General features: G+C 42.6%; 8 protein-coding genes. All 8 read left to right on the forward strand.

Annotated features, from left to right (window positions below; translation table 11 throughout):
• Positions 1-30: 30 nt before the first annotated feature.
• Positions 31-1,857, forward strand: coding sequence for a GmrSD restriction endonuclease domain-containing protein (locus tag IRJ17_RS04740; protein WP_242773423.1), 1,827 nt, complete (start codon positions 31-33; stop codon positions 1,855-1,857).
• Between the two features lie 396 nt (positions 1,858-2,253).
• A complete protein-coding gene (locus IRJ17_RS04745) occupies positions 2,254-4,884 on the forward strand; it encodes a type I restriction-modification system subunit M (RefSeq protein ID WP_242773432.1) in 2,631 nt (876 codons plus the stop codon).
• The gene (locus IRJ17_RS04750) at positions 4,881-6,134 is read left to right on the forward strand and encodes a restriction endonuclease subunit S (protein ID WP_242773435.1); all 1,254 of its coding nucleotides are present in this window, start codon (positions 4,881-4,883) and stop codon (positions 6,132-6,134) included. Before IRJ17_RS04745 ends, IRJ17_RS04750 begins: the two co-directional genes overlap by 4 nt.
• Before the next feature lie 7 nt (positions 6,135-6,141).
• Positions 6,142-9,246, forward strand: a complete 3,105-nt coding sequence (locus tag IRJ17_RS04755; protein ID WP_242773437.1) for a type I restriction endonuclease subunit R — start codon at positions 6,142-6,144, stop codon at positions 9,244-9,246.
• The gene (locus IRJ17_RS04760; protein WP_242773439.1) at positions 9,247-9,945 is read left to right on the forward strand and encodes a M48 family metallopeptidase; all 699 of its coding nucleotides are present in this window, start codon (positions 9,247-9,249) and stop codon (positions 9,943-9,945) included.
• A gap of 428 nt (positions 9,946-10,373) precedes the next feature.
• The gene (locus tag IRJ17_RS04765; RefSeq protein ID WP_242773441.1) at positions 10,374-10,697 is read left to right on the forward strand and encodes a hypothetical protein; all 324 of its coding nucleotides are present in this window, start codon (positions 10,374-10,376) and stop codon (positions 10,695-10,697) included.
• Positions 10,698-10,773: 76 nt separating this feature from the next.
• Positions 10,774-12,234: an ankyrin repeat domain-containing protein gene (locus tag IRJ17_RS04770; protein WP_242773443.1), complete on the forward strand. Its 1,461-nt coding sequence runs from the start codon at positions 10,774-10,776 to the stop codon at positions 12,232-12,234.
• Positions 12,235-12,476: 242 nt separating this feature from the next.
• Positions 12,477-13,211, forward strand: a complete 735-nt coding sequence (locus IRJ17_RS04775) for a hypothetical protein (RefSeq protein ID WP_242773445.1) — start codon at positions 12,477-12,479, stop codon at positions 13,209-13,211.
• Positions 13,212-13,227 lie beyond the last annotated feature (16 nt).

Here is a 13,227-nt window from a genome sequence, read left to right on the forward strand (position 1 = left end):
AAATAATGGAGAACGGAGGGATAATAATCGATGAACTCAGCAACAACATTTGATAGTACGAAAGAATCGCTCCTTGACCTTCTCCGCAGTATTAAGGAAGGCAAGACGCAGCTTCCTGATTTCCAACGCGGATGGGTCTGGGACGATGAGCATATTAGAAGCTTGCTGGCGAGTATATCGTTGTCTTTCCCAATTGGAGCAGTGATGATGCTACAAAATGGAAACGAAGAGGTTCGGTTTAAGCCTAGGGTTGTGGAGGGAGTCAATTTAGCTAATCCCCCGGAACCCGAACGGCTTATATTAGATGGTCAACAGCGTTTGACATCATTGTTTCAGTCGTTGTTCTCCGGCAAGCCGGCAGTGACTCGTGACCCAAGAAACAAGGAAATCAAACGGTGGTATTACATTGATATAAACAAAGCACTTGACCTAAACGCAGACAGGGAAGATGCCATAATAGGGCTTCATGAAGACAAAATGATTCGTAATTTCCGCGGAGAAGTGATGCATGACTATTCAACTATGCAAAAAGAATGTGAAGAGGAGCTATTCCCGTTATCCCTGATATTTGACTATACAAAACAGACTGCATGGCAAATGTGTTACTTTCAAGCTGACCCAAGTAAGATGGCAGAAAGAGTTAACAAGTGGAACGAGCTTACTCAAAAGGTAATCGAACGGTTCCGACAGTACCAAATCCCCATCATTCAGTTAAGAAAGGAGAATCCCAAGGAAGCAGTATGCCAGGTGTTTGAGAAGGTAAACACGGGAGGCGTCTCACTGACTGCGTTCGAGTTACTGACCGCAACATATGCTGCAGAGGATTTCAATTTGAGATTGGACTGGAATTCCCGGGAGCGACGTATTCGTAATAACAAAGTCTTGGAGTCGATTGAAAATACGGATTTTCTTCAAACTATTACGTTACTCGCTACATATGCGAGGAAGAGGGAGAACGCGGATGTCGCGGTAAGCTGCAAGCGTAAGGATGTTCTTCGGCTTTCACTAACCGAATATCAAACGTGGGCAGAACAAGCTACACAAGGTTTTGAGAAGGTTGCTAAGTTCCTATATGCTCAAAGGATTTTTGCGGCAAGGGATATGCCGTATCGTACTCAGACGGTTCCTCTAGCGGCAATCTTTGCAGTTTTAGGCGACCGGGCAGATAATGACGGAATCCGTACCAACTTAGCACAGTGGTACTGGTGTGGTGTATTGGGTGAGCTGTACGGAAGTGCTATCGAAACTAGGTTTGCAAAGGACCTGCCGGAAGTGATTGATTGGTTAGGTGGTAAAGAGGCTCCTTCAACGATTCAAGATGCAAACTTCTCTCCGGCCCGGTTATTGACATTAAGAACAAGGAATAGTGCAGCGTACAAAGGGATATCGGCATTGCTTCTTAAGGAGGGAGCACTTGATTTCCGCAGTGGAGATGCAGTGGATTTGCAAATGTATTTCGATGAGCGGATAGATATCCATCATATTTTCCCAAGGGCGTATTGTAACACGAAAGGAATTGACCCAAGGAAATGTGATAGCATTGTTAATAAGACGCCGCTGTCAGCAAAAACAAATCGGATGATAGGCGGCAATGCTCCAAGTGTTTATATTGCACGGCTGCAGAAGTATGCTGGTATTACGGTTACTCGGATGGAAGAAATACTTGAATCACACGTTATTAACTATGACTCAATGAGCGGCGATGATTTTGACAAGTTCTTCAGCATGAGGCAGAATGCGCTCTTGGATAGAATTGAGAAGGCAATGGGCAAGCAGATAAGCCGTGAAACTACCGTTGTTGATGATGTAGATGAAACTGAAGATGATGAAGTCGAACTTGCTACGGAACTGAGCTAAAAAACGTGGAGGGGGCAATCCTGCCCGCCTCCATTTATTTTCCCATCAGATTATCAATACTTCTCCAAAACTCGGCGGCCCAGACCTAGGTCATCATAGCCAGATTTTCTACTGAAAAGTATGCTATCAACATCGTAATCATCGTCTTCCGGCAAGTTATTATGCTTAATTATGATTTTAGAAATAATGCCCATAACCCCGAATGGGGAAGGAATCCCATTTAAACTGTTGAATGTATCTGAAGTATATCTGATAGGTGGCAGTTACCGCGTTTTTGGATTTGATGGTTACTAGTTAGTGATATTAACTATGGCCTGTTGCTGGTATAGAACATAAAGTAATTGAGAGAGAACACAAGTCACATTAGTGTTAGAACGCAAAAGCGAGGAGAATTTTATGGCAGTCAAGAAAAGTGAATTATATAGCTCCCTGTGGGCAAGCTGTGATGCATTAAGAGGTGGGATGGATGCATCACAATACAAGGATTATATATTGACCCTCTTGTTTGTGAAGTATGTTTCAGACAAGTTTAAGGGTGTTGCTTACGGCGACATTGAAGTTCCCGAAGGCGGCAGCTTTGACGATATGCTCGCACTAATTGGTAATAAGAACATCGGCGAAGAAATGGACAAAATTATCGCCAAACTTGCTGAGGCCAACAACCTCAGAGGAGTTATTGACAACGCGCACTTCAATGACGAGGACAAACTTGGAAAAGGCAAGGAGATGGTCGATAAACTGAGCGAGTTACTTGGCATATTCCGCGACCTAATGCCGGATTTTAGCCGCCACCGCGCCGACGGCGACGACATCATCGGCGATGCTTACGAATACCTTATGAGGAACTTCGCCACCGAAAGTGGGAAGAGCAAGGGACAATTCTATACCCCAGCCGAAGTGTCGCGCATCCTTGCTAAAGTCGTTGGAATTGAGCATGCTAAAGCGGGTGATACCACGCTGTACGACCCAGCTTGTGGTTCTGGTTCCCTACTAATCCGCGCAGCTGAAGCTGCCCCAGTCGATGTAGCCATATATGGCCAAGAGAAAGAAGGCACCACAGCAGGTCTTGCCCGTATGAACCTCGTTCTGCATAACCGAGCGACCGCCGAAATTAAAGGTGGTTACAGTACGTTCTCCGACCCTCAGTTTAAGAATCCTAACGATGACGGGGCGTTGCGCCAGTTTGACTTTGTGGTCGCAAATCCTCCGTTCTCCGATAAGAACTGGACACACGGCTTGAAAGAGTACGGACGATTTGATGGTTACGGTGACCGCCCACCGCAGAAAAATGGTGATTTCGCTTGGCTACTCCACATTATTAAGTCGCTTAAGCGAAACGGTAAGGCGGCGGTCATACTTCCCCACGGCGTATTGTTTCGTGGCAATGCAGAGGCGGCTATAAGGCAATCACTGATTGATATGGGGTTAATCAAAGGCATTATAGGCTTGCCCGCGAATCTATTCTATGGCACAGGGATACCCGCTTGCGTTATTGTCATCGACAAAGAGAACGCCGACGAGCGGGACGGTATATTTATGATTGACGCGAGCCGCGACTTCACTAAGGAAGGCAATAAGAACCGGCTTCGTGAGCGAGATGTTTATAAAATCACGACGGTGTTCAATCAGCGAATTGAATTACCAAATTACTCACGCTTTGTACCATATGACAAGATAAAGAATCAGAACGCATACAACCTCAACATAGCGCGCTACTTAGACAGCGGCGCTTCTGAAGATTTACAGAACATCGATGGACACCTAAATGGCGGTATTCCGAGTGCAGACGTTGATGGCCTGTCGCTTTACTGGAGTTCATTCCCAAACCTAAAGGCTGCGTTGTTTAAGCCGCTTCGCGACGGGTTTTATTCGCTAGCTGTGGACAAAGGCTCAATCCGTAACACTATATACTCCGACTCAGACTTTTCTGCATACGCCGATAAGGTTGAGAACGCCTTTGAAAGTTGGAAAAACGATGTTGACGGAAAATTACGCAGTATAGACGGCTCGACAAAGCCGAAGTTACTTGTTGCCGAACTCGCCGAGCAGATACTGGTGAAATACGAGCCTGTCACGCTTGTTGACAAGTACGATGCTTATGAGATATTGATGTCATACTGGAATGAAGTAATGTCTGATGACGTGTACTTGCTTGTTCAGGATGGCTACAAAGCAGTTCGCGAAATTGAAGTATTCAACAAAACAAGCATTAAGAAGAAAAAGGACGGTACAGAGGAAAAGAAAACAATAGAAACAGGATGGGATGGCAAACTGGTGCCGAAATCCCTTGTGATAGAGACGTTCTTTGCGGCAGAGCAGAAAGCGATTGACGATATCGAAACAATAATTGCTGCGGCTCAAGCTGAACTAGACGAAATTATTGATAACGCGGAAGACGGCTCGGCAATTAATGATGTTCTAACAGACAAAGGAAAGTTGAACAAGACTGCGTTAAAAAAGAAAATTGAAGAGATACGTTCAAGCATAATGACTGAAGAGAGTGAGGCCTTACTTGCGCTACTGAATTCCTCACTGCCCAAAAAGAAGGAAGTCGAGGCGTTTGTCCGCGCCAATCCGCTGTGCAAGAATGCTGTGACTGATAACGGCACAATCACCGTCGCGAGTATTAAAAAGCGTATCGCTGAAATTCGAGCAACTGCCGATGTGCCAGAACACTACGCCGACGATTACATGGCTTTAACGTCGTTGCAAGAAAAGCAAACGCTGATAGATGAGCAAAGCGCGGTTCTGAAAGACCTGAAATCAGTCCTCGATAAGAAAGCCCGTGAGCAGTACGCCAAACTGACGGACGAGCAGATTATGGAACTCTTACTTGAACGGAAATGGTATCGCTCACTTAGCGGTGGTGTGTACACGCTATATACGTCAGTAAACTACCGTATTGCTGAGCGAGTGACGGAACTCGTGGACCGCTACGAACTAACTTTACCCGAGCTTGAATCTAAAGTAGCGGGACTTAAAAGTAAGGTAAAATCTCATCTGGAAAGAATGGGGTTTGTATGGTGAATGGATGGATTGAAAAGTCATTGGGAGATTTATTCGATTTCTCGGGTGGACTCTCGGCCTCAAGAGCACAACTGTCCGATAAAGGATACCCTTATTTACATTACGGAGATATTCATGCTTCAATAAGACCCTATATTGATGTATGCAACGATAGTTCCATACCACGACTTGATATTGATATTAATAAGGTATCTAATAAATCTTTGTTGGATGACGGCGATGTTGTATTTGTTGACGCATCCGAAGATGATGAAGGCGCCAGTCGGCACGTTGTTGTCCGAAATGAGGGGAAAATACCTTTCATTTCAGGCCTGCACACCATTGTGGCAAAGGCAAAGACAGATGACCTTGATGAGAGGTTTCGAGAGTTTTGCTTCCAAACAACGGCGGTTAAATCACAGTTCAAATTCTACGCCGTTGGAACAAAGGTCACTGGTGTTAGTAAGTCAACCATCGGCAAAATTATGATTTGTTTTCCAAAGTCTAAGACCGAACAACGTGCCATTGCTGCTGCGCTGTCAGACGCAGACGAGTACATCGCCATGCTCGAAAAGCTGATTGCCAAGAAGCGTGCCGTCAAGCAAGGCGCAATGCAAGAACTGCTTACGGGCAAGCGACGGTTGCCAGGTTTTGAGGGCGAGTGGATGGAGAAGAAAGTTATTGAGCTTGCCAAAATATTTGGCCGAATTGGATTTAGAGGTTACACCAAGCAAGATATTGTGAAAGAAAAGCAGGGGGCTATTTCTCTTAGTCCTTCAAACATCGAAAACGGCAAAGTTAATTTTTACAATTCAACGTATATTTCATGGGAAAAATATAAAGAGTCTCCTGAAATAATCTTGCAAGTTGGAGATGTGGTTTTAGTAAAAACTGGTTCAACATTTGGGAAAACTGCTTACATTGATTTTTTACCGTGGGAAGCAACAATTAATCCGCAGATGGTCGTATTCAAGGAGATTACCACAGATAGCAGATTCTTTGGATACTTATTAGCTTTTGATGAATTTCAAAAGCAAATCAATGACACAATCGTAGGTGGCGCAATACCCACATTATCACAAGCGCAGGTATATAAATTCATTTTGAAAATCCCGCCTACTGTAGCCGAGCAAGCCGCTATCGCTACCGTTCTATCAGATATGGACGCGGAGATTGACGTGCTGACAGCGAAGCTCGAAAAGGCACGGCGCATAAAGCAAGGAATGATGAGCGAACTGCTATCGGGCAGAATACGGTTAATTAAGGAGTAGACGGACAATGGCGAGAATTAACGAAGCTGAGCGTAAGATACAAGACCGTGTACTCGCCTTGTTCCGTGATAAGGCAGTACTTGGCTATGAGTATTACGGTGACCTTCGCCACCAGATAAACACTAATATAATGACCGATAAATTAACGGCATGGCTCGTATCACCAAAAGGCGGCGGTTACAGCACGAGCCTTTCCATCAAGGCGGTTGATACACTTACTCGTGCGGCTGGAAACCTTCAGCAGGGATTATACAAAGCTAATCAGGACGTGTACTCGCTCCTCAAATACGGCGCGAAAATCAAGGAGAACCCCGGTGAGCCGGAAAAGACCGTATATTTTATCGATTGGGAGGACTATCAAAACAACGAGTTTGCCATCGCTGAGGAAGTGACGATTAAGTCGGGAAGTCAACGCCGCCCTGACCTTGTCGTGTATATCAACGGCATCGCCATAGCTGTGATTGAACTTAAAAAATCCACCGTGTCGGTTTCACAGGGCATAAGACAAAACATCTCCAATCAGAATGAGCATTTTAATAAGCCGTTCTTCACCACCATTCAGTTCGCCATGGCTGGGAACAGCGGCGAGGGTTTGCGTTATGGCACAATTGAAACACCAGAAAAGTATTACCTTGAGTGGAAAAACGACACCGTCAACACAGAGGCACAGCCGCTTGATGATGTTTCGCTTGATATTCTAGAAAAGTGCAAGCAGCTCCCGGACAAACTGGATTGGCAATTGTTCAGTATGTTCTACAAACCGCGTTTACTTGACCTGATTCATAACTTTATCGTGTTCGACAAGGGCATTAAAAAAGTATGCCGACATAACCAGTTCTTCGGCATCAAAAAGGCGCAGTTGAAACTCAGCAATAAACAAGGTGGAATAATTTGGCACACACAAGGCAGCGGCAAGACACTGACCATGGTATGGCTGTCCAAATGGATATTGGCGAACAACCCCAATGCCCGCGTCTTGATTGTCACTGACCGTCAAGAATTAGACGAGCAAATGGAGAAAGTCTACCGGGGCGTAGACGAGCGGGTTTACCGAACGAGTTCCTGCGCTGACCTTGTGGAGAGATTGGATAAGACTGATAAACGACTGATTTGTTCACTGATTCATAAGTTCGGTGTGCGTAACAGCTCGGAAAAAAATGAAAACCAAGCGAAAAAATCCGTTGAGCAATATATCAGAGAGTTAAAAGCCGCTTTGCCGCGAGACTTTAAGGCAAAGGGTGATTTTGTCGTTTTCGTGGACGAGTGCCATAGAACTCAGAGCGGGCTACTCCACGCAGCGATGAAAGAGATACTGCCGAATGCCATATTCATAGGGTTCACAGGTACGCCACTACTTGTAAAAGATAAAAAAACAACTATAGAAGTTTTTTCGCCAGGGTATATCCATACCTACAAGTATAACGAAGCAGTCGAGGACGGAGTTGTTCTTGATTTACGGTATGAGGCACGAGACATAGAACAAATAATCACTGCGCAGGACAAGATTGATGCATACTTTGATGCCAAGACCCGCGGATTAAATGACACTGCTAAAGCGAAACTTAAGTCCAAGTGGGGAAAAATGCAGAAGTTGTACAGTTCCCGCAAGCGGCTTGAGGTTATCGCGGAAGATATCATGGCCGACTTTGATATCAAGAACCGGCTCGCCGACGGCAACGGCAACGCCATGCTTGTGGCGGATTCGATTTATACAGCTTGCAAGTATTATGAGATATTTCAGTCACGCGGATTCAAACAATGTGCGATAGTTACATCGTTTGTGCCACTTGAAAGCAATCTTCGCACAGAAACCGAAGATGCAGAGGAGTTTGAGAAATACGAAGTATACAAGAAGATGCTAAACGGTCAAACTGTGGAGGACTTTGAAGCAGAGGTGAAGCGGAAGTTCATAGAGGAACCGGCACAAATGAAACTGCTTATTGTAGTTGATAAGCTTCTGACGGGATTTGATGCCCCGCCCTGCACCTATCTTTATATAGACAAATCAATGCACGACCATGGACTATTCCAGGCAATTTGTCGTGTCAACCGTCTTGACGGCGAGGCAAAGGATTTCGGCTACATTGTGGACTACAAGCAGTTGTTCGAAGATTTGGCAGATGCTCTTAACAAATATACATCGGGTGCATTCGAAGGATATGCTGCTGAGGACATTGAAGGTCTGATTAAAGACCGCCTAGTAGAAGCCAAGAAGCATCTCGACGCAACGCTTGAGGAACTCGACGACCTGTGCGGAGGAGTACCAGCTCCACGTGCCGAGATTGATTATATCCATTATTTTTGCGGCGAAAGTGGAGTAGGCGGCATAGATGACGATTTCTGCTCTCGGAGCCGTGAAAAACTGTATAAACTTGTGAACCGCCTTGTCCGCGCATGCTCTGAGATTAAGGGGGAGATGGCGAATGCAGGATATACAGATACCGAACAAGCGGATATAGATAAGCAAGTCACATTCTATCTCGCACTGAAAGAAACCATCGGAAATACCAGTGGCGACTTTATCGACCTGAAATCTTATGAAGCAGATATGCGGCGCCTTATCGATACCTATATCAAAGCAGAAGACAGCCGTAAAATTGGCGAGTTTGATGACTTTACTCTGCTTGACTTTGTCTTGGCGCAGGGAGAGAAACTTGGTGGCAAGGGTAAGGAGGCCGTAGCCGAGGCAATTGAGAATAATATTCGTAAAAAGGTAGTTGAGAAAATTCTCATCAACCCAAAGTACTATGAGAAGATGTCGGCTATCCTTGATGAACTTATCAAGGCACGGCGCGAGGGCGCTATAGCCTATGAGAATTTATTGGAGAAGTATATTGAACTGGTTAAGAATGCCGAGAAGCCTGAAAACAACCCACACTATCCTGAAAACATTCGGCATAGCGGGGCGCTGCGGGCGTTTTACGATAACTGTGGCAATGATGAGGCGCTGGCAATCGCCATTGATAAGGCAGTACGTGAAAGTAAACAAGTAGATTTTCGGCATAACCCATTCAAGGAGCGAAGAATTAAGCATGCTTTGTTTAAGTTATTGAATGACAGAGACGAGGTCGAGCGGGTCTACAACATCGTTGTTGAACAAGGAGAGTATTAGATGACGCTATTGATTTCGGACATACCGATTGAGGTGTGTAGAAAGAATATAAAGAATATGCACCTTTACGTCAAACCACCGAACGGTAAAGTGACGGTGTCTGCACCGCGCTCAATTAGCGACGAAGCGATTGAACGGTTTGTGCGGACCAAGGTCAGTTGGATAAAGAAACAAGTTAGCAATTTCGACAATCAGTTACGCCAATCGGAACGAGAACATGTTTCTGGCGAGACACTTTATGTTTGGGGCAAGCAATATTTCATAGAAACCCACTACGGTAATAAGAATTCGCTTGTGTTGGCTGGCAATAGGGCTCTTCTAACCGTACGTAAGGAAAGCCGCACCGAACAACGAGAAAACTTTATCCGTGAATGGTATCGGGAATTACTGAAAGCTGAGGTAGCGCGTGTACTACCCAAGTGGGAGAAGATTACGGGCTTGAAAGCCTCAAGCTGGCAAACGAAGTATATGACTACTAAATGGGGAACATGCAATACAAAAACAGGGAAGATATGGTTAAATGTACAGCTCGCCAAGAAAACGCCAGAGTGCCTTGAATACGTTATTCTTCACGAACTGGTTCACCTTGTCGAAAGAAACCACAATGAGCGATTCATTTCGCTCATGGACAAGTTTATGCCAATGTGGAGAGAGGTCAAGGTATCGCTGAACGCGCAGACACTGGACTATATGAAATAAAGGGATGAGCCAGAGCTCAATATTGATTTTTGTTGGCTCAAGGCCTATCCCTTTTTTGCATTTTGAAGCTTTAGTTTACCCTATCAATAGATACGGTGATGACATTCGTGCTGGAAAGTTAGGAAAGTCGGAAACCCTATTTACCTTGGGGAGCTTTAAGCCGCTTTTACCATCAGAATTGCGAGATGATATGGTCAGTCGCGGTTTCTTTTTCTCCGAGCAGTCTACCTCAACCAACAAGAAGAATCTTTTGTTTCCAGTACAAGTTATAGACAAATTATCTTGAAATCAAATAAAATATCCAAAGTTAGTTAATACAAATGTAGATGTGAATGGTAATTAGTGCCAAAGTATAACGGAGATAACGCAAGTATTTGCGTAATTATAAGGTAGCTGTGACAATAGTTATAAAGTCTTGGGAGGGTTTAATGAGAGTTACAGGTATAATTTTTTTTGCTCTTTCTCTCTTGTTTTTTAGTGGATGTTCCTCAACTTCTAATCAAATGAATCAATCTAGTCTTCAGGATGAGTTAATTATTTATGGAATTACACTAGGTAGCACTAAGGATGATGTGGTTGATAAATTTGGCGTACCAACAACAAAGAAACAACGAGATAAAGTCATTCAATACAAATATAAAGATTATGACTTTTGTTTGCGAATGATTCAGTCGTTTCGATTACTTCTGGGGATATTGAATTTAAATCTAATAGAGGATAGGTATTGGGAACACTTACCAGGAGGTTATTGATGCGTACAAAGATTTTGAACTATTACAAATAGATATTGCTAGAGAGCCAGTGATAATTATTAAGAGTAGCCCCAACTTGATTATCTTCAATTTTAATATCGAAGTTACTGATATGATTAAAGAAAGTAACAAGCTTAACAAAGACTATAATCAGCTTAACAAAGTCTATAGAATGTCTTTCATTCGTGTTGAAAATCTTAAACAACTTATGGGGAAAAGTTTTGAAGACTTGAAAGGTTCGGTTGAAAATAATGCTAATAAAACTATTAACCAAACAAATTACTCTTTGATAGATGATTCTAGTGGTATTGAGAACACACTGGAAGGTGCCGTATATGCTAACGATATAGAAAAAGTTAGGTCTTTATTAAGCGCTGGAGCTAATCCCAATTCAACAGACTTTGAAGGTAGAAGTGTTTTGTGGATTGCAAAAAATGAAGGGTTTAATGAGATTGCAGATTTATTAGAAAAGTCAGGGGCTATAAGTGTTGACGATAGAGTTGTAGAAATTACTAAAGCTATTAAAGAAAGCGATGCAACGAAAGTTACTCAACTCCTAACTGATGGAGTAGACCCAAATATCTTGGGTGGAGAAGGCTATCCATTATTAACGCACAGCGTATTGTTGAACAATTTAGAAATTACGAAACTTTTACTTGAAAGAGGAGCCAATCCAAATAAGACCGAAGAGAATGCTTTTATGACTCCATTGATGCGTGCTGCTTTTCAAGGGAACGCGAATATAGTGTCGATATTGGTTGAAGCTGGGGCAGACGTTAACGCTACCAACTCTCTTGGAGAAACGGCATTAATGAAAGCAGTAACCTATGACAGTGTCGATGTTGTAGAGTATCTTTTAAGTAAAGGTGCGAACCCGAATTTACAAGATAATCAAGGAAAGACAGCATCAGATTTGGCAACGGACTATGGAAGCCAACAAACGTCAAATATATTATCAAGTAAGAAGACGCCGGATAATGGCGACGGGTACTTTCGTTACTCCTTTGAACTAAATGATAAGGATGGAAAGCCATTTACCGTTTATATTTATTCAGAAAATGAAAGCACGTATGTTGAGCAAACTGGTTGGGCAGGAGCAAATGAAGGGGACAGAATTTATAAGGGAAGATATTTAATTAATTTAAGTGAAATGGGCAAGGTGAAAGGCCAAAAATTAAAACTATTTGATGAAGAAGAAATAGAATTTAATTCCTCAAGGGAAATGGTATATAAAATTAAGTCTAATTTTCCTGGTCAGCCTGATATTTTAGTTGTTACACAGCATGGTAGTTCAAGTGGTGTTATTGCTAGACTCTTTTATGTAAGAGCTGGAGAGTTACGACCTATAAAAATCAGATGGCCAGACGGACCAACAATGGAACTGTTTTTGCAGGATATTCAAAATCCTAAATATATGGTGTTCCAGACAAAAGATTATTCTAATGTTGATGGAAACACATACTTTTTTAGTTGGTCTTTTGACTCAAAGGAAGATATGTGGTTTTTAACTGAAACAAAGATTGAGCAGTTCAATTAAAATATTATTGTCTAGTGCTATCTTCGTAGCAAGGACAGGTAGACGGCATCTCCCTTCTACCTGTCCTATTGCTTTTCTATCAATTTACCCTATCAATAGATACGGTGAACCTTATCATAAGTGACGCAAATTTAAATCATATTAGGCTAACGACAGTGAATTGTACTAGGAAATTGGGCATAGAAAGAACTTCTCTAGGGTGGTATTATTTAACTATTGAATATTAACGGGTGGTGGCTATTTTGGATTTTTTAGATAGTTTCTTAGCTAGAGAAGATCTGATAGAGAAATATAAAGATAACGCGCTTTTATTGTATGCTTTGGAGTTGAGAATGCAACTAGAGGATATACAGAGCGTGGCATCTGATGCATTAACTGATGGAAATAATGACAAAAAGTGCGATTTGGTATATATAGACGAGGAAGAAGGGCTAGCCATAATAGCTCAAGGTTATATGTCCCAAAAGGAAAGGACATCCGCTCCCTCCAATAAAGCTAGTGACTTAAATACTGCAGTTACATGGTTACTAAATGAAGATCTTGATAACCTTCCGTTAGATATTAAAGCAGCTTCAGCACAATTAAGACAAGCAATTATTACCAAAAAGATACATACAATACAAATATGGTATGTCCATAATCTTCCTCAATCTAAAAATGTTACTGATGAAATGAACGCAGTCAAATTATCATTGATAAGTTCTCTTAATGCATATACAGATACCCCAACTGATATAAACGTTATTTCATTAGAAGTTGGTAGAGAAACATTAAGCAACTGGTATAAGTCCTCATCTGTACCAATTTTAGTTACTAATGATTTCGAAATAGAAACCCCAAAAGGCGGATATGAAATAATAGGTGATAATTGGACAAGTTACATGACTGCAATCCCACTAACGTTTCTTTATGATAACTATCAGGAATTTAAAGATGATCTTTTCTCATCAAATATTCAGGGTTACTTAGGAGTTTAAATAACAAAAATAATAT

The organism is Brevibacillus parabrevis (assembly GCF_022701015.1).
Taxonomy (GTDB): Bacteria; Bacillota; Bacilli; order Brevibacillales; family Brevibacillaceae; genus Brevibacillus; species Brevibacillus parabrevis.